16 protein-coding genes and 1 pseudogene are annotated in these 16,753 nt (G+C 75.6%); 10 read left to right on the top strand and 7 right to left on the bottom strand.

Features of this window, described 5'->3' with window-relative positions; translation table 11 throughout:
• Positions 1-482 precede the first annotated feature (482 nt).
• The 3 genes and pseudogenes from ACFXDE_RS41880 to ACFXDE_RS41870 form a co-directional block, all read left to right on the top strand.
• Positions 483-926 carry an RrF2 family transcriptional regulator gene (locus ACFXDE_RS41880; protein ID WP_380444933.1) on the top strand — a complete coding sequence of 148 codons (444 nt, stop codon included), beginning with the start codon at positions 483-485 and terminating at the stop codon, positions 924-926.
• 89 nt (positions 927-1,015) lie between these two features.
• Entirely contained in the window at positions 1,016-2,200 is a 1,185-nt protein-coding gene (locus ACFXDE_RS41875) for a globin domain-containing protein (protein ID WP_380499446.1), read from the top strand.
• 58 nt (positions 2,201-2,258) lie between these two features.
• A pseudogene (locus ACFXDE_RS41870) lies at positions 2,259-2,653 on the top strand (lactate utilization protein C); the annotation flags it as partial.
• Here ACFXDE_RS41870 and ddaH read toward each other — a convergent pair.
• Both ddaH and ACFXDE_RS41860 read right to left on the bottom strand, forming a co-directional pair.
• Positions 2,640-3,467: a dimethylargininase gene (ddaH, locus tag ACFXDE_RS41865; RefSeq protein ID WP_380499444.1), complete on the bottom strand. Its 828-nt coding sequence runs from the start codon at positions 3,465-3,467 to the stop codon at positions 2,640-2,642. The pseudogene ACFXDE_RS41870 and the gene ddaH sit on opposite strands and share 14 nt — an antisense overlap.
• A gap of 196 nt (positions 3,468-3,663) precedes the next feature.
• Positions 3,664-4,557, bottom strand: a complete 894-nt coding sequence (locus ACFXDE_RS41860) for an MBL fold metallo-hydrolase (RefSeq protein WP_380499443.1) — start codon at positions 4,555-4,557, stop codon at positions 3,664-3,666.
• A gap of 207 nt (positions 4,558-4,764) precedes the next feature.
• Here ACFXDE_RS41860 and ACFXDE_RS41855 point away from each other — a divergent pair, with 207 nt between their 5' ends.
• Positions 4,765-5,547 carry an SGNH/GDSL hydrolase family protein gene (locus ACFXDE_RS41855; protein ID WP_380444937.1) on the top strand — a complete coding sequence of 261 codons (783 nt, stop codon included), beginning with the start codon at positions 4,765-4,767 and terminating at the stop codon, positions 5,545-5,547.
• 7 nt (positions 5,548-5,554) lie between these two features.
• Here ACFXDE_RS41855 and ACFXDE_RS41850 read toward each other — a convergent pair whose 3' ends face one another.
• Complete coding sequence (locus ACFXDE_RS41850) at positions 5,555-5,962, bottom strand: DUF2809 domain-containing protein (protein WP_380444938.1); 408 nt, start codon at positions 5,960-5,962, stop codon at positions 5,555-5,557.
• 120 nt (positions 5,963-6,082) lie between these two features.
• Here ACFXDE_RS41850 and ACFXDE_RS41845 point away from each other — a divergent pair, with 120 nt between their 5' ends.
• From ACFXDE_RS41845 to ACFXDE_RS41835, 3 genes are all read left to right on the top strand, one after another.
• Positions 6,083-7,513, top strand: coding sequence for a DUF2252 domain-containing protein (locus ACFXDE_RS41845; protein ID WP_380499442.1), 1,431 nt, complete (start codon positions 6,083-6,085; stop codon positions 7,511-7,513).
• Positions 7,514-7,787: 274 nt separating this feature from the next.
• Positions 7,788-8,324 (top strand): hypothetical protein, encoded by a 537-nt coding sequence (locus ACFXDE_RS41840; RefSeq protein ID WP_380444940.1) that lies wholly within the window; start codon positions 7,788-7,790, stop codon positions 8,322-8,324.
• A 35-nt stretch (positions 8,325-8,359) separates the two neighbouring features.
• Positions 8,360-9,580, top strand: coding sequence for a sensor histidine kinase (locus tag ACFXDE_RS41835; RefSeq protein ID WP_380499441.1), 1,221 nt, complete (start codon positions 8,360-8,362; stop codon positions 9,578-9,580).
• Positions 9,581-9,677: 97 nt separating this feature from the next.
• On the opposite strand, the gene ACFXDE_RS41830 is transcribed toward ACFXDE_RS41835, so the two are convergent.
• The 3 genes from ACFXDE_RS41830 to ACFXDE_RS41820 form a co-directional block, all read right to left on the bottom strand.
• On the bottom strand, positions 9,678-10,364 hold the full coding sequence (locus ACFXDE_RS41830) for an alpha/beta fold hydrolase (RefSeq protein ID WP_380499440.1): 687 nt from the start codon (positions 10,362-10,364) through the stop codon (positions 9,678-9,680).
• A 71-nt stretch (positions 10,365-10,435) separates the two neighbouring features.
• Positions 10,436-11,938, bottom strand: a complete 1,503-nt coding sequence (locus tag ACFXDE_RS41825; RefSeq protein ID WP_380499439.1) for an MFS transporter — start codon at positions 11,936-11,938, stop codon at positions 10,436-10,438.
• A complete protein-coding gene (locus ACFXDE_RS41820; RefSeq protein ID WP_380499438.1) occupies positions 11,935-12,498 on the bottom strand; it encodes a helix-turn-helix domain-containing protein in 564 nt (187 codons plus the stop codon). Before ACFXDE_RS41820 ends, ACFXDE_RS41825 begins: the two co-directional genes overlap by 4 nt.
• Positions 12,499-12,707: 209 nt before the next feature.
• On the opposite strand from ACFXDE_RS41820, the gene ACFXDE_RS41815 reads away from it, so the two are divergent.
• Positions 12,708-14,000: a DUF5685 family protein gene (locus ACFXDE_RS41815; protein ID WP_380499436.1), complete on the top strand. Its 1,293-nt coding sequence runs from the start codon at positions 12,708-12,710 to the stop codon at positions 13,998-14,000.
• A 3-nt stretch (positions 14,001-14,003) separates the two neighbouring features.
• Here the strand turns inward: ACFXDE_RS41815 and ACFXDE_RS41810 are convergent, their stop codons facing one another.
• Entirely contained in the window at positions 14,004-14,159 is a 156-nt protein-coding gene (locus ACFXDE_RS41810; RefSeq protein ID WP_359958721.1) for a hypothetical protein, read from the bottom strand.
• A 197-nt stretch (positions 14,160-14,356) separates the two neighbouring features.
• On the opposite strand from ACFXDE_RS41810, the gene ACFXDE_RS41805 reads away from it, so the two are divergent.
• Both ACFXDE_RS41805 and ACFXDE_RS41800 read left to right on the top strand, forming a co-directional pair.
• Complete coding sequence (locus ACFXDE_RS41805) at positions 14,357-15,244, top strand: chitosanase (RefSeq protein WP_380499435.1); 888 nt, start codon at positions 14,357-14,359, stop codon at positions 15,242-15,244.
• Between the two features lie 132 nt (positions 15,245-15,376).
• On the top strand, positions 15,377-16,636 hold the full coding sequence (locus ACFXDE_RS41800) for an ROK family protein (RefSeq protein WP_380499434.1): 1,260 nt from the start codon (positions 15,377-15,379) through the stop codon (positions 16,634-16,636).
• Positions 16,637-16,753: the final 117 nt, after the last annotated feature.

Genomic DNA, 16,753 nt, shown 5'->3' with positions numbered 1-16,753 from the left:
GGGCGCGGGGGGGCTGGCGGGGGGGGGGGGGCGGGGGGCCGGGCGCCCGCCGGGGGGTCCCCCGCCGCCCCCCGGGGCCGGCGGTCTGGGCGGCCGCGGCCGTCCACGGACGTCGCGCTGCACGACGTGTGTTCACGGATTCTCTCCAGGAATGTCGGGTGATGGGGGTGACGCCGCAGGCGCCGATCCGCTCCGCGTCCGGAGCCGCACGAAGCGTAGAAGCCGTTCCGATCACCCGTCAGGAAGTGACCGCTAATGTCGCCAACTGTTCAGATTCGACCGAAAGTTCGGTGCGAGGACGGTAAGAGGCGGCCGGAAACGGGGGCGTCGGGGGGGGCGCCCGCGCGTAGGGTCCCCCGGCCGCCGGCCCGGACGGGCTGCGGACGGGCTCCGGACAGGCCGCGGACGGGCTCCGGGCCGGGCTCCGGGCCGCGCGTGCAAGAAATTGGAGTTCTGGAGTCGCATTCGCTAGCGTTCCGAACGTGAGGCTGACCAAGAGCACCGACATCGCCCTCCGCATCGCCATGCGGCTGGCCGTCCTCGACGAGGCGGCGAACCCGACCACCCGCGAGGTGGCCGAGGCGGTCGGCGTGCCGTACACCCACGCGGCCAAGGTGGTCAGCCGGCTGCAGCACCTCGGCGTGGTCGAGGCGCGGCGCGGCCGGGGCGGGGGGCTGGTGCTCACCTTCGCCGGGCGGACCGGATCGCTCGGCCTGCTGCTCCGCGAACTGGAGGGGGTCGGCGACGTCGTCGGCTGCGAGGACGACCCGCCCTGCCCGCTGCGGGCCGCGTGCCGGCTGCGCGGGGCGCTGCGCACCGCACAGGAGGCCTTCTTCGCGGCGCTCGACCCGCTCTGCATCGACGACCTGGTGGCCTCCCCCACCGGACCGGTGCTGCTGAGCCTCTCCGCCAGACCCGCCGACTGACCGACCCGCCCGCCGATCGCCGCCCCCTCGGGGCGCACTCCGGCGCGCCATTTAATATGCATCTCAGATACCAGTTTGGAGCGAGCCTGATGCTGTCCGCCAAGAACGCCGAGGTCGTCGAGGCCACCCTGCCCGTCGTGGGCGCCGCCATCGGCGACATCACCCCGCGGTTCTACGACCGGCTGTTCGCCGCCCACCCCGAGCTGCTGCGCGACGTGTTCAACCGGGGCAACCAGGCCAACGGCACCCAGCGCCAGGCCCTCGCCGGGTCGATAGCCGCCTTCGCCGGCGCCCTGATCGCGCACCCCGACCAGCGGCCGGACGCCATGCTGGCCCGCATCGCGCACAAGCACGTGTCGATCGGCATCTCCAGCGACCAGTACAAGGTCGTCCGCGAGCACCTGTTCGCCGCCATCGTCGACGTGCTCGGCGAGGCCGTCACCCCCGAGGTGGCCGCCGCCTGGGACGAGGTCTACTGGCTGATGGCCAACGCCCTCATCGCCATCGAGGACCGGCTGCGCGCCGAGGCCGCCGGCCCCGACGGCGACCCGGCCGACCTCTGGCGCCCGTACACCGTCGTCGCCCGCCACCAGGAGACCGAGGACGTCACCAGCTACCTCGTCCGTCCCGCCGACGGCGGGCCGGTGCCCGCCGGCCGACCCGGCCAGTACGTCTCCGTGCGCACCGAACTGCCCGACGGCGCCCACCAGATCCGCCAGTACAGCCTCTCCGGCACCGCCGCCGGCGCCCTGCGCTTCAGCGTCAAGCGCGAGGCCGGCGGCGAGGTCTCCGGCCACCTGCACGACCACTTGCGGGCCGGCGGCACCGTGGAACTCGCGCCCCCGATGGGCGACATCGCCCTCGCCGACGGCGACGGCCCGGTGCTGCTGGTCTCCGCCGGGATCGGCAACACCCCGATGACCGCGATGCTCGCCCACCTCGCCGACGCCGGCTCCACCCGCACCGTCGTCTCGGTGCACGGCGACCGCGACCAGCTCGCCCACGCCTTCCGCGCCGACCTCGCCCGGCTCACCGCCGAACTGCCGGACGCCACCGCCCACGTCTTCTACGAGCGCCCGCTCGGCGAGTGGCCCGCCGACCGCACCGGCCTGGTGGACCTGACCACCGTCGACGTCCCGGCCGGCGCCACCGCCTACCTGTGCGGCCCGCTGCCCTTCCTCCGCGCGGTGCGCGGCCAGCTGCTCGCCGCCGGCGTCCCGGCCTCCGACATCCACTACGAGGTCTTCGGCCCGGACCTCTGGCTCGGCGCCTGAGCCCGCCGACCGACTCCACGTCACCTGATGTGACATCATCCGGGCGGACCGCCCGGTCCTGCCGCCCTCGACGGCCGAACGGCTCGTCGACGACGGCACGCTCACCACCGCCCGTCTCGACGCCGTCGACAGCGTCGTGACGGGCTGTGCGCTCGCGATCGCCGAGACCGGGACGATCGTGCTGGAGGCCGGCCCCGGTCAGGGCCGGCGGCTGCTCACCCTCGTCCCGGACCACCACGTGTGCATGGTGCGCGCGCCGGAGCAGGTCGTGGCCTCCGTCCCGCTCGCGCCGGCCCGGCTCGACCCGGTGAGCCGCAGACCGCAGACCGCAGACCGCAGACCCGGATCTCCGGGCCGTCCGCGACCAGCGATATCGAGCTCGACCGGGTCGATGGCGTGCACGGGCCGCGCGCGCTCGACGTCCTCCTGGTCACGGGCGCTACGCCGGCCTGAGCTCCAGCGTGCAGCACTTCGCCCCGCCGCCGCCCTTGAGCAGCTCCGAGACGTCGACCGGGATCGGCTCGTAGCCCTCGTCCGCGAGCCGCCCGGCCAGGTTCTTCGCCGCCTCCGGCAGGAGCACCCGGCGCCCGTCCGAGACGGCGTTCAGGCCGAAGACCTCGGCGTCGGCGCGGTCGGCCAGGATCGCGTCGGGGTACAGGGCGCGCAGCACCGCCCGGCTGTCGGCGTCGAACGCCTCCGGGTAGTACATGACCTGGTCGTCGCCCAGGACGGCCAGTGCGGTGTCCAGGTGATAGAACCGCGGGTCGACGAGGGTGAGGGTGGTCACCGGCACGCCGAACACCTCGCCCGCCTCGGCGTGCGCGGCGCGCGAGGTGCGGAAGCCGGTGCCGGCCAGCACCCGGCGCCCGGCCACCAGGTGGTCGCCCTCGCCCTCGTTGACGTGCCCGGCGCGGCGCACCTCGTGGTAGCCGCGGTCGCGGAACCAGTCCTGGTAGGCGGAGGACTCGGGGGCGCGTTCGGGGTAGCGGAAGGTGGCGACCAGCGCGCGGCCGTCCAGGACGGTCGCGCCGTTGGCGGCGTACACCATGTCGGGCAGGCCGGGCACCGGCTCGATCAGCTCGACGGTGTGGCCGAGGCGGCGATAGAGCCAGTAGAGGCGCTCCCACTGGCGGATGGCGAGCGCGGTGTCGGTGGGCTGGGCCGGGTCCATCCAGGGGTTGATCGCGTAGTCCACGGTGAAGTACGTCGGCCGGCACATCAGGTAGCGCCGCGGCCGGGCGGTGCGCTCCGGGGTCAGACGTGGCATGTCTCTACCGTCCTTGAACAGCAAGGGTGTTCGGGTCCTGTTGCGGCTGCCCAGGCAGCGCCGTCCGCACACCCGCGCAGCCCTCCCCGCCGGGCGCACTCCCCCGCGCAACCGGCGCGAGCCCCGGCGCACACGCACCGTCCCGGGCCTGGCCGGGCATCCCGGGTCGGGTCACGCCCGGTCGGGTCGGGTCGGGTCACCAGCGGACCGCCGCGAAGTCGACCGGGGCCGGGCGCAGCGTCCGGCAGCGCTCGGCGAGGGCACGCAGCCGGCGGGCCGCCTCGTCGGCCGGCATCCGGCGCCGCTCGCCGTGGCCGGGCAGCAGCCACTCGAAGCGCAGCGCGTCCACCGTGCGGTCGAGCGACGCGGAGAGCTCCAGGACCGAGTGCCAGACGATCGTCTCGAACACCGCGATGTCCTCGTCGGTGCGGGACCAGTGCAGGGTGTCGCCGGTGAAGAGGTGGCGTTCGTCGGCGAGGTAGAGCACGCTGCCGCGGGTGTGGCCGGGGAAGGGGTGCGCGACGACGCCCGGGGCGACCTCGACCGGGTCGGTGCCGCGCAGCACGCGGTCGGCGGTCGGGGCGGCGTCCAGGTCGCCCTCGTGGATCCAGAGCCGGGCGCCGAGGCGGTCGGCCCAGGCGCGGCCGTGCTCGGCGTGGTCACGGTGCGTCAGGAGGACGTCGGTGACCGGGCCGAGGGCCTCGTAGCGGGCGGCGAGGGACTCGGCGAAGCGGGGCGTGTCGACCATGATCCAGCCGTCCGGGCGGCGCAGGAGGTAGGAGTTGGCGCCGGCGGTGCGCGGGGAGTTGTGGCCGAGCAGCAGCAGCCCGTCGTCGAGGGCCAGCGGGAACGGGTCGGTGCCCGGTTCGAGCCGGCCGCCGGCGGGGCGGATCGAGCGGGTGGGGCAGGCGTGGGCGGCGGCGTACAGCTGCCGGCGTTCGGCGTCGTCCCGCGGCTGGCGCGCCAGTTCGGAGCGGCCGTCGCGCTCGCGGATCAGGCCGGGTGCGAGCTGGCGGGCGGCGTCGCAGTTGAAGCAGCGGTCGTCGACGGTCCAGTCTCCGGGCACGCCGGAGGGAGGGGTCGTGGTCATGGAGGGCTCCCGGGCGGGTGACGGCGGCCGAGCGGCCGCGCACCTCCACCCTCGTCCGCACGGGCCGGAAACCGGAAGGGGGCGGGCGTCTTGTGGTTTGCGAACGCGCCTGATCACCAGGGGGTTTACCAACGTGGCCGATGTCACGTCGGAATGAGGGTGACCTACGGTGGCGTAGGTCACTTGATTGGGTGAACTATCTTCTTCATGCCGAATCTCCAGGAGACCCTTGACATCAGTTCGTATGCCGCCCTCGGCGACAGCTTCACCGAGGGCCTGAACGACCCCGGGCTCGACGGCGCCTTCTTCGGCTGGGCCGACCGCCTGGCCGGGATGCTCGCGGTGAGCAAGCCGAAGGGCGAGTTCCGCTACGCCAACCTCGCGGTCCGCGGGCGGCTGCTGGACCAGATCGCCGCCGAGCAGGTGCCCGAGGTCCGCCGCCTCCAGCCCGACCTCGTCACCTTCTGCGCCGGCGGCAACGACATCCTGCGCCCCGGGAGCGACCCGGACGAGGTGGCCGAGCGCTTCGAGCGGGCCGTCACCCAACTCGCGGACTCCGCGGGCACGGTGCTCATCTGCACCGGCTTCGACACCAAGGACGTCCCGCTGCTCAAGCACCTGCGCGGCAAGATCGCCACCTACAACGGGCACATGCGCGCCGTCGCCGACCGGCACGGCTGCAAGGTCGCCGACCTCTGGTCGCTGCGATCGGTGCACGACCGCCGCGCCTGGAGCGAGGACCGGCTGCACCTGTCCCCCGAGGGCCACCAGCGGGTCGCCCTGCTGGCCGCCAACTCGCTCGGCCTGCGCACCGACGAGGACCCGCAGGCGCCGTGGCCGACCGCTCCGCACCTGTCCGCCGCCGACCAGCGGCGCGAGAACATCCAGTGGGCCCGGGAGTTCCTGATCCCGTGGGTCGGGCGGCGCCTGCGCGGCGAGTCCTCGGGCGACCACGTCGAGCCCAAGCGCCCGGACCTGATGCCGCTCTGACGACAGGTCACCTGCCGGGTGCCGCGACCTCCCGGGGCCGCAGCACCCGGTGCGCGGCGTACGCCGACGCGGCACCGACCAGGTACCAGAACAGGTCGGGCGGGTTGAACGTGGAGCCGAGGACCAGCCGGGCGAGCGTGCTGCGCCGCCCGAGGTCGTCCGGCACGCCGGTGATCTGGAACAGCTCCACCGCCCAGCTCAGCGCCGCCGCCACGACGGCCGCCCGGGCCGGGCGCACCCGGGGCGCCACGAGCACCACCAGGGCGTACACCAGCACGGTGTAGAGCGCGTCCCCCGCACACTTGGCGAACTCCCCGGCGGCGACGGACCGGACACCCAGCCCTGCCGCCACCGTCAGCCCCGCCGCCACCACTGCCGCCGCCCGCACCCGCAGGCTCCCCCGTCGATCGCTCACGCGACCGATGCTACGTGCTGGAACCACCGCTTCCGTTCGAACGTCACTCCACTCGCAGGCCGTTCGCGCACGTCGCCGGGCGGGGGAGCGACGAAGGGCGGGCGGGAAGCGGTGACACAGGTGACCGATGCGGTGCACGAGGCCACGGCGGACACGGACGGGAAGCCCCAACGACGCTTCGCCGTCCCCGGGTTCGCCCGGCACCACGACACCCGCGCCCGCGAGCGCGGCAAGGCGCTGCGCGGGCGGGTGCCGCGCGAGGAGCACGCGCTGTTCGCCCCCGCGGCCGACCGGCCGACCGCCGTCGAGGCCCTGGAAGCCTCCAACGCCGGCCGGCTGCCCCGCCTCGTCCCGATCCGGGTCGGCCGGATGGCCGCCACCCCGTTCGCCTTCCTGCGCGGCTCCGCCGGACTGATGGCCGCCGATCTCGCGGGCACGCCCGTCACCGGCGTCCGCGCCCAGCTGTGCGGCGACGCGCACGCCGCCAACTTCGGCCTCTACGGCGACGCCCGCGGCCAACTCGTCATGGACATCAACGACTTCGACGAGACCGTGCCCGGCCCCTGGGAGTGGGACCTCAAGCGCCTCGCCACCAGCTTGGTGCTGGCCGGACGCGAGACCGGGGCGAGCGAGACCACCGCCCGCCAGACCGCCGCCCACGTGGCCGGTGCCTACCGCCGCACGGTGCGCACGCTCGCCAAGCTGCCCGCCCTCGACGCCTGGAACGCCGTGGCCGACGAGCAGTTGGTCTCCTTCGCCGAGGCGCACGACCTCGCCGACGTGCTGCGCAAGGTCGGTGCCAAGGCGCTGGGCAACACCAGCGCCCGGTTCGCCGCCAAGAGCACCGTCCGCGAGGCGGACGGCGCCTGGCGCTTCACCGCCGCTCCCCCGGTGCTCACCGAGCTGCCGTGCGAACTCGCCGCGGCGGTCGCCGAATCGCTCGGCCCGTACGTCGACACCGTGCCCGCCGAGGTGCGCACGCTGCTCGCCCGCCACCGGGTCCAGGACGTCGCGTTCCGGGTGGTCGGCACCGGCAGCGTCGGCACCCGCTCGTACGTCGTGCTGCTCACCGACCACCGGGACCAGCCGCTCGTGCTCCAGGTCAAGGAGGCCCGCCCGTCGGTACTCCTGCCCCACCTGACCCGCGCGGGCTTCGCCGTCACGGACCCGGAGCCGCACGAGGGCCGCCGGGTGGTGCTCGGCCAGAAGCACATGCAGGTGGTCAGCGACACCCTGCTCGGCTGGACCACGGTGAACGGACGGCCCTACCAGGTACGGCAGTTCCGCAACCGCAAGGGCAGCGTCGACCCGGCCGCGCTGCTGCCCGGCCAGCTCGACGACTACGCCCGGATCACCGGCGCGCTGCTCGCCCGGGCCCACGCGCACACCGCCGACCCGGGCGTCCTCGCCGGCTACTGCGGCAAGAGCGAGGCGCTGGACGAGGCGATCGCCGCCTTCGCGGTCGCCTACGCGGACCGCACGGAGGCCGACCACGCGGACCTGGTCGCGGCGGTGCGCAGCGGGCGGCTGCCGTCGGAGCCGGGGGTCTGAGCGCTTCGATCCGGGGTCGCCGTGGGTGACCGGGACCGCGCCGGGACGAGGGCCTCAGGTGCCCGGGACCGGGGGCGGTCCACCGTGGGGGCATGCCACGTACGCGAACGACGGCCGCCCCGGGCGACTTCCCGGCGGCACGCACGACCCCGCTCGCGAGCTCACCCGGGCGGTCGCCCCCTGGGGGCGGCCCGGGAGCGGGCGGGTTAGGACTGGACCGGACACGCGTTCGGCCGATGCCCGCCCCGGGCACCCTCACCCCCAGGACTCCGCCATGAACGACCACTCCACCCAGTCCCCCGCGGTGGGCGCCACCGTGCACCTCATCGGGCCCGGCGGCACGGCGGGCCCGGCCCTCGCCCACGGCATCCTCGCCGGTCCGCGCAGCGTGCTCGTGCCCGATCCGCCGAGGACCGTAGGCGACCCCTGGCAGCGCTACCTCGTGCGGCTCGGCCCGGCCCCCGACCCCGGCGACGGCGCCGAGGCGCTCCGGGTGGCCGGGGTCAGCCTGGCCGCGGTCGCCGTGGACGGCGTCCGGGCCGCGGTCGCCGTCCTCTCGCTCGCCTCGCCGTCCGCCCAGGCCCCGGCGGCCGCGAGCACCACGGCGGACGGGCTCGTCGACAGCGTCCGGCGCCACGGCGGCGACCTGTGGGCCGTGTTCGCCGAGCTCGGCTACCCGGTCACCCGTCCGCCGTCGGCGCCCGCCCCCGGGTCCGGGGACGACTGGTGGACCGGCTTCGCCGCGAGCGACGTCTCGGTCTTCGCCGCCGGGATCTGCTGCATCAGCGTCAACTGCCCGCCCAGGTGCTGACCGGCACCGGCGGCTGAGGGAAGGAGCCCGACCGGATGGATCCCGAACAGGTCCCGGCCGGAACCCGCCGGTGGATCCGGTCCGCCCGGGTGCAGGACGCCGCCCTCGCCCTCGCGGTCATCGTCCCCGAGGCCTTCTTCTTCGGTGACCCGATCGCCCCCGGCACCAGCTGGCCCGCACGGCTCGTGCTCGCCGCCTTCGCCCTGCCGGAGGCCGTCGCCCTGCTGTTCCGGCGGCGGTGGCCGACGGCGGTGTACCTCGTCGTCTGGGCGCTCGCGGCCGGCGCGAGCGTGCTCACCATCCTCACCGACTTCCACTTCACGCCGTACTTCGGCATCCTCGTCGCGCTGTACACCGTCGCCCGGCTGTGCCGCCGCCCGGCCGCCCTCACCGCCCTCGCCCTCACGGCCGTGCCGATCGGCCTCGACACCGCGGACATCCTGACCAGCCTCGGCACACCCGGCTACCGGACGGCCGCGCTCGTCACCGCCCTCGCGTTCTACCTGCCGCTCACCATCGCCGCCTGGGGCGTCGGCCGGTGGAGCCGGGCCACCGCCGCCGCGGCCGAGCACGACCGCCTCGCGCTCGCCCGCGCCCGCCTGGCCGTCACCCACGAACGCGTCCGGATCGCGCGCGAGCTGCACGACATCGTCGCCAACGCGGTGGCCGTCATCGTCATGCAGGCCGAGACCGCCCGCGCCACGGCCGCCGCCGACCCGCCCCGCGCCGAGGAGACCCTCACCCGGATCGAGGACCTCGGCCGCGGCGCCATGGCCGAACTCCGCCGCCTGCTGCGCCTCCTGCGCACCGCCGACGCGCCCGTCGAGGACGGCGTCCGGCGCAGGGGACTCGCGGACCTCGCCCCGCTGCTGGAGGACGTCCGCCGGGCCGGGGTGCTGATCGACCTGGAGGTGCAGGGGACGCCGGCGCACCTCGACGAGAGCGTCGACCTGACCGCCTACCGGCTCGTGCAGGAGGCCGTCACCAACATCACCAAGCACGCGGGGCCGGGCAGTCACGCCGCGGTCCGGATCACCTGGACCGACGTGCTGCACCTGGACGTGGTCGACGACGGGGCCGGCCACTGCACCGCCACCCGGCGCGAGCTGTCCACCGGCCACGGCCTGATCGGACTCGCCGAACGCATCGCCCTGTTCGGCGGCGAGCTGTCCGCCACGCCGTACCGGTCGGGCTTCCGGGTCACCGCGACCCTGCCGCTCACCCCGGCGCCGGTCGCGCCGGAGCCGGCGGGGTAGGGCGCGTCTTCGGATCGGGCCGGAGGGCCCCGCCGTCAGACCGCCCAGGCCGCTCAGGCCGCCCAGACCACTCAAACCGCCAGGCCGCTCAGACCGCTCAGACCGCCAGGAACGGCGCCACGGCGGCGACGTACTCGGCCGGGCGGGCGGCGTGCACCAGGTGGCCGGCGTCGATGGTGACCGTGCGGCAGTCCGGGATGAGGGCGGCCAGGTCGGCGATCCGCTCCTGCGAGACGTGGCTCGTCGGGCCGCCCGCCACCACGAGGGTCGGCGCGGTGATCCGCCGCAGGCCCTCGCGCCAGGCCGGGTCGGGGGTGTCCACCTGGGCCTTGAGCGGGCGGACGACCGCCCAGTCGAAGTCCACCGGCTCCTGCGGCGCGTCCGGCACGGCGCTCGCCGGGCGCGGGAACGGCGGCGGGATCTCCTCCAGCACCAGGCGGCCGATCCGCTCCGGACGCGCCTGGGCGAGCAGGTAGGCGACCGCGCCGCCCATCGAGTGGCCGACCAGGTCGACCCGGTCGAGCCCGAGCGCGTCGAGCACGGCGAGGACGTCGTCGCGCATGGCCTCCAGGCTGTAGACGGCGGCGCGTCCGCTGTCGCCGTGCCCGCGCAGGTCGAGCGCGTACGCGCGGTGCCCCGGCGCGAGCGCGGGCAGGACGCCGTCCCAGTCCGATGCCCGCTCGCCGAGGGCGTGCAGCAGCACCAGCGGCGGCCCGTCGGGCGGGCCGCTCTCACGGCAGGCGATCGCCACGTCGGGCAGGTCCACGATCCGAACGTCCGTCATGCCGATCACCGTACGTCGGGGCGGCCGGTCAGCCGACGGATGTTCGCCCACGGCTCAGGGCGGGCCGCTGCTCACCGGGCGGGCGCTTCCCCACGGCTCACGGCCCCGGCCCCGACCTCTACGGACACCCCGCCCGCGCCCGCGGCCTCGCGGGCCGTCGCGCGGCCCGCCAGCACCGAGGCCAGCACCGCCAGCCCGGCGAGGGCCGCGCACACCAGGCTCGCGTACAGGTACGCCGAACGGTGGCCGCCGCCCGCGTCCGTGGCCCGCAGGTAGACGCCGGACAGCGCCGAGACGCCGACGGCCGCCGCGATCCGCTGGGCCATCTGCAGGATCGCACCGCTCACCCCGGCCGCCTCGGCGGGGGCGTGGCGCAGCACGTACGACTGGTTGGTGGCGCCCATCAGCCCGACCGAGGCCCCGCCGAGGAGCTGGAGCAGCGCGAGCAGCCACGGCAGGACGGCGGCGGGGGCCCAGTGCGCGACCAGGCCGCTGAGCAGCATCGCGAGCGCGGAGCCGGTCATGCCCGCGGTGACGGTCCGCCGGCCGAAGCGCTGCACGACCCGCCACGCGAGCGCGGAGGCGACCCCCATCGCGACCGCCGACGGCAGCGCCACCAGGGCCGCGCCCACCGGGGAGAGCCCGAGGCCGTCCTGGAGGAACATCGTGAGCACGAGGCCGGCCGCGAGCGAGGAGCCGAACTGGGCCATCGCCGTGGCCGTCCCGAGCGCGTACGGCGCGGAGCGGGTGAGCGCGGGGTGGATCAGCGGGTGGCCGCCGGAGCGGGCGTAGCGGCGCTGCCACCACACGAGCGTGCCGAGCAGGAGCGCGGCGACGGCGGCGAACGCGAGCCACCCCGTCCAGGCGGGCGGCTGGACGAACGGCAGCATCACCGCGAGTGTGAGCGCGCCGACGAGCAGGAGGCCGACGAGGTCGAGGTTCGCGTTGCGGGCGCTCGGCCGCGGCCGGGGCAGGTGGCGCGCCGCGAGCAGGACGGTGGCGAGGCCGAACGGCACGTTGAGCAGGAAGGTCAGCCGCCAGCCGTGCTCGGGCCCGACGGCCGCCAGCACCGCGCCGCCGACCGGCGGCCCGAGCGCGAAGGCGAGCCCGCCGGTGACGGCGTACATGCCGAGGGCGCGGGCGCGCAGCTGGCCCTCGAAGACGTCCTGGAGGGTGCCGATCATCTGGGAGTTGACGAGTCCGGCGCCCGCGCCCTGCACCAGCCGGGCGGCGATCAGCACGCCGGGGTCGGCGGCCGTCGCGGAGACCACGCTGACCAGGGTGAACAGGGCGAGGCCGGTCACGAAGAACCACTTGCGGCCGAGGACGTCGCCGAGCCGCCCGCCGGGGATGAGGGCGAGACCGAAGGCCAGCGAGTACCCGGCGACGATCCACTGCAGGTGGGCGGGCTGGGCGTGCAGGCTCTCGCGCAGCGCGGGGATGGAGGTGTTGAGGACGGACTGGTCGATCAGGGTGGTGAACCCGCCCGCGACGCAGACCAGCAGGACGCGGCGCCCGGCGGCGTCGAAGCGCTCGCGGGGCGCCTTGGCTATCGCGGGGTTCGCGCCGTTCACGCTTCCACCACCACGAGCGCGTACCGGGCCTCGCCGGGCCCGAGGCTGCGGAAGCGGCTGGAGGAGGTGGTGTAGCGCAGACAGTCGCCCGCGCCGAGCCGGTGCGGCTCGCCGTCGACGGTCAGCTCCAACTCCCCCTCCAGCACCCACAGGTGGTGCTCCATGCCGGGCACGCACGGGCGGTCGTAGACGATGTCGGCCCCCGCCGGGAGCCGGCCCTCGATGATCTCGGCGCGCAGCGAGTTGTGCGGCGGGGAGACGGACCGGCGGACGAAGCCGCTCGTGCCGTCCCGCCAGATCCGCTGCTCCCCGGCCCGCACCAGTCGCGCGGGCGCGGACTCGACCTCGGCGAGCAGCCGGGACATGGTCCGCCCGTAGACGGCGCACAGCCGCCCGAGGAGCGCGGCCGTCGGGCTGACCTCGGCCCGCTCGACGCGCGACAGCGTGGACCGGCTGACGTCGGCCCGCCGTGCCAACTCCTCCAGCGTCCAGCCGCGTTCGACCCGCAGCTCGGCGAGCCTGGTGGCGAGCCGCTCGTCGGCGGCCGTCTCGATTCCCATATTCGCGATGCTATCCCGGATCCGGGACGCGGTTCCCGGTCGCGCGGGCCCTTGTCCGAAGAACGGCCGGCCGGGAGGTGTCGGGGGCCGCCGCGACCCGGCCCCGGCGTGTGCGGATCTCGTGCGACCCCTCGGCCCGGCGGGGCGGCTGATCATATGATGTCGGCCGGATCGGGGCTGGTCAGAGGCCCGAACGGCGAGGGGGAATCATGTTCGGCATCATCAGACCGTGCAAGCACCGGCTGTCCGAGCGGCTCCAGAGCTCGTGGATGGCGCACCTGTGCGGGCTGTGCCTCGCGCTGCGCGACGACCACGGGCAGCTCGCCCGCACCGCCACCAACTACGACGGCCTGATCATCTCGGTGCTGGTCGAGGCGCAGAGCGCCCGCGACGACTCCTCCTGGCGCCGTACCGCCGGGCCGTGCCCGCTGCGCGGCATGCGCACCGCCTCCGTCGCCAAGGGCGAGGGCGCCCGGCTCGCGGCCGCCGTCTCGCTCGCGCTCGCCTCGGTCAAGATCCGCGACCACGTCGAGGACCGCGACGGCGTCTTCGCCCGCCGGCCGGTCGCGGCCGGGGCGCGGGCCGTCACCCGGCGCTGGGACCGGCAGAGCGCGGGCAGCGCCTCCGCGGTCGGGTTCGACACCGCCGTCCTGCTCGACGCCGCCTCCCGGCAGGGCGAGTTGGAGCGCGCGCTGCGCCCGGGCGGGTCCGTCCTGCTGGTCACCGAGCCGACCGAGAGCGCGACGTCGGCCGCGTTCGCGCACACCGCCGTCCTCGCCGGGCGCCCCGGCAACGCGGCCCCGCTCGCCGAGGCCGGACGGCTCTTCGGCCGGCTCGCCCACCTCCTCGACGCCGCCGAGGACCAGGACGGCGACACGGCGAGCGGCGCCTGGAACCCGCTGACGGCCACCGGCACCGACCGCGCCGAGGCCGAACGGCTGTGCCGCGACGCCGTCCACGGCATCCGGCTGGCGCTGCGCGAGGTCGAACTGACGGACCGGGCGCTGGTGCACGTCCTGCTCGCGCACGAGACGGAGACCGCCGTCGACCGGGTCTTCGGCTCGGCCCGTCACACCGCCGCGTGCCGCACCCGGACGCCCGGCAGCGGCGGAGACGGGGGCCACCCGTCCGCCGAGCGCCCGTCCGCCGAGCACCCCCAGGACGCCCCGCCGCGCCGGGAGTCCGAGAAGGCGCCCGCCCCGCCGTGGATCCCGCAGGGCCCCGGCTTCACCCCGGTCGGCCCCAAGCCGCCGCAGCCGCGCAACCTGCTGGCCGGCTGCGCGGTGTGGGCGCTCATGGCCTGCACGTGCCAGCTGATGTGCTGCGAGCACAACGACCCGTTCAGCCGCGAGCCGCGCAAGGGCTTCTGCGAGCGGAACGACTGCTGCGACAACTGCGACTGCAGCGGCTGCGACGGGTGCGGTGACTGCTGCCAGTGCTGCCAGTGCTGCGGCGACGGCTGCGACTGCGGCTGTGACGGGTGCGACTGCGGCTGCAACTGACGGTCATCCGTCCCGCCGCACCGCCGCCTCCCGGTCCGCCGCGAGCGAGTTCTCCAGTCCCGTCAGCAACTGCCTGAACCGGTCCGCGTCCTGTTCGGTCATCCGCCCCTCGGGCAGCCGCCCGGCGTCCCCCGGCCGCTCGGCCGTGCTCTCGTCCATGCCGCAGACGCTAGGGGCGGGTGATCAACACGCGATAAACGCTCCCGCCGGCGATGGGCGTGCCCTCCTCGCCGAATCCTCTCCGAAATTTATTAGGAAAGTTTACTTACCTTATGGACCGGGGCGCGCCCGGGCCCCTAGTCTGCTGCCGCGAGCTCGCGCTTCACCTCACCCCCACGGAGAAACGGAGCACAGCCATGCGACTTTCCCGAGTCCCCCGCCTCGCCGTCGTCGCCACCGCGGTCGCCCTGGCCGCCGGCCCCGCCTGCGCCGCAACCGCCTCGCCCGCCTTGCCCGCCGCCCCCACCGCCGCCACGGCGGCCGCCACCACCGCGACCGCCGCCCGCCCGCTGGACGCCGGCGGCATGACCGCCGACCAGCGCCGCCGGGCCGACCAGCTGATCAGCATCTTCGAGAACAGCACCACCGTCATCCAGTACGGCTACGCCGAGAACATCAACGACGGCCGCGGCGTCACCGCCGGGCGCGCCGGCTTCACCACCAACGACGGCGACGCGCTCAAGGTCGTCCGCGCCTACACCGCGGCCGTCCCCGACAACCCGCTGGCCCGTTTCGTCCCCGAGCTGGAGCGCCTCGCCGCGGCCGGCAGCGGCGACACCAGCGGGCTGCCCGAGGCCGACTACATCGCGGCGTGGCAGCAGGCCGCCGACGACCCGGCGTTCCGCCAGGTCCAGGACGACCAGGTCGACCAGCGCTACTTCTCCCCCGCGATGAGCCAGGCCGACCAGCTCGGACTCACCACCGCGCTCGCCCGCGCCGAGCTGTACGACGCCTCGATCCAGCACGGCAACGGCGGCGAGTACGACGCGCTGCCCGCACTGATCGCCCGCACCAACGCCAAGGCCGGCCCGCCGTCGAGCGCCGGGGAGAACGCCTGGCTCGCGGCGTTCTTCGACGTCCGCGTCGACGACCTCACCAACCCGGCCAACGGCTCGACGGCCGACGAGTGGCGCAAGTCCGTCGACCGCGTCGAGTGCCTGCGCCGCATAGCCGCGACGGGCAACTACAACCTCGACGGCCCGCTGGACGTCACCGCCTTCGGGGCGGGCTACACGATCAGCTGACGCGGCCGCAACGGCCCGTCACCCCACCGGTGGTGGCGCGGAACGGCCGGTCCCGCCACCACCGGCCCCGGCCTCCCGATCGCGCCCCGCCCGGGCTCGTTCGCCGCCGGACGGTGCCATACCATCGGCCGAATGAACGCAGCAGGACGGAGAACGGCCGACCAGGCCCCCCGGGACCCCGCCCCGCCCACCCCGGTGCCGCTGCCAGGTCAGCAGACCTGGAACCGGCAGCGGTTGCGCAGCAACAACGAATGGCTGCTCCTGGAGCGGCTGCGCGTGCACGGACCGCTCTCCCGGGCCCAGCTCGCCCGCGACACGGGCCTGTCCAAGCCCACCGTCTCCGCCGCCCTGGCCGCCCTCGAACTCGCCGGCCTGGCCCGCGAGGCCGGCCGCTTCGCCCCCGACCGGGGCCGCACGGCCGTCCTGTACGAGGCCGACCCGGCCGCCGGGCACGTCCTCGGCCTCGACATCGGCCGGGCCCGGCTGCGGGTGGCCGTCGCCGACCTGTCCGGCCGGATCGTCGCCCGCCGCGACCTGCCCAACCGGGGCCGCTCGGCGAACGCGGTGGCCGACGCCGCCGTCGCCGCCGCGCAGGAGGCCATCGCCGAGGCCGGCCTCACCCCGGCCGACGTCGCCCACACCGTGGCCGGCTCCCCCGGCGTGTGGGACGAGCGGCGGCGCAGCGTCCAGCTCGCCGCCAACCTGCCGGGCTGGGGCCGCCCCGGCCTCTTCGACCGCATCGCGGAGGGCCTCGGCAGCGGCCGCGCCGTCACCGTCGCCAACGACGCCAACCTGGCCGCCGTCGGCGAGTACACCTACGGCGCGGGCGAGGGCAGCCGCCTCTTCGTCTACCTCCTCGTCGGCACCGGCCTCGGCGTCGGCGTCGTCAAGGACGGCGAACTGCTCACCGGCGCCCACGGCGCGGCCGGCGAACTCGGCCTCCTGCGCCTGCCCGGCTGCGACGTCCCACCCGGCGTCGAGGGCGACCCGACGCTCGAACAGACCGTCTCCGCCGACGCGGTGGTGCGCACCGCCCTCGGGCTCGGCATGCGCCGGCCGCTGACGGCGGAGAAGGTGTTCGACAGGGCCCGCTCCGGCGACCCGGCCGCGGCGGAGGCCGTCCGGCTGGAGGCCGACCGGCTCGGCCACGCGCTCGCCGTCGTGGCGGCGCTGCTCGACCCGGACGTCGTGGTCCTCGGCGGCGGCATCGGCCGCAGCGCCGACCTGCTGCTGCGCCCGCTGGAGGAAGCGCTGCACGAGCGTTCGCCGATGCGCCCGCGCCTGGAGGCGACCCGTCTGGGGCAGGACGCGGTCCTGCTCGGCGCCGTCGCGACCGCGCTGGAGACGGCCCGCCCGGAGGTCTTCGAGCGGCGGACGGCCGCCATCTCCTGACGGCACGGACGGGGGGCCCGGCCCGTGGCCCGCCGGGGGCCCGCCCGGGGCCCGGCAACACCCGAGCGGGGGGGGCCGCAGGCCGGGGGCGGCCGGCCCGAGGCGGTGACGCGGTGA

It is taken from the genome of Kitasatospora sp. NPDC059408 (genome assembly GCF_042751525.1).
Lineage (GTDB): Bacteria > Actinomycetota > Actinomycetes > Streptomycetales > Streptomycetaceae > Kitasatospora.
The sequence above is the reverse complement of the archived record's forward strand: the minus strand, read 5'-3'. Positions and strand labels throughout refer to the sequence as shown.

Coding starts and splice junctions, on each gene's coding strand:
- ACFXDE_RS41875 (WP_380499446.1), top strand. CDS start 1,016: ATGCTGTCCGCCAAGAACGCCGAGGTCGTCGAGGCCACCCTGCCCGTC.
- ddaH (WP_380499444.1), bottom strand. CDS start 3,467: ATGCCACGTCTGACCCCGGAGCGCACCGCCCGGCCGCGGCGCTACCTG.
- ACFXDE_RS41860 (WP_380499443.1), bottom strand. CDS start 4,557: ATGACCACGACCCCTCCCTCCGGCGTGCCCGGAGACTGGACCGTCGAC.
- ACFXDE_RS41855 (WP_380444937.1), top strand. CDS start 4,765: ATGCCGAATCTCCAGGAGACCCTTGACATCAGTTCGTATGCCGCCCTC.
- ACFXDE_RS41840 (WP_380444940.1), top strand. CDS start 7,788: ATGAACGACCACTCCACCCAGTCCCCCGCGGTGGGCGCCACCGTGCAC.
- ACFXDE_RS41835 (WP_380499441.1), top strand. CDS start 8,360: ATGGATCCCGAACAGGTCCCGGCCGGAACCCGCCGGTGGATCCGGTCC.
- ACFXDE_RS41830 (WP_380499440.1), bottom strand. CDS start 10,364: ATGACGGACGTTCGGATCGTGGACCTGCCCGACGTGGCGATCGCCTGC.
- ACFXDE_RS41820 (WP_380499438.1), bottom strand. CDS start 12,498: ATGGGAATCGAGACGGCCGCCGACGAGCGGCTCGCCACCAGGCTCGCC.
- ACFXDE_RS41815 (WP_380499436.1), top strand. CDS start 12,708: ATGTTCGGCATCATCAGACCGTGCAAGCACCGGCTGTCCGAGCGGCTC.
- ACFXDE_RS41810 (WP_359958721.1), bottom strand. CDS start 14,159: ATGGACGAGAGCACGGCCGAGCGGCCGGGGGACGCCGGGCGGCTGCCC.
- ACFXDE_RS41805 (WP_380499435.1), top strand. CDS start 14,357: ATGCGACTTTCCCGAGTCCCCCGCCTCGCCGTCGTCGCCACCGCGGTC.
- ACFXDE_RS41800 (WP_380499434.1), top strand. CDS start 15,377: ATGAACGCAGCAGGACGGAGAACGGCCGACCAGGCCCCCCGGGACCCC.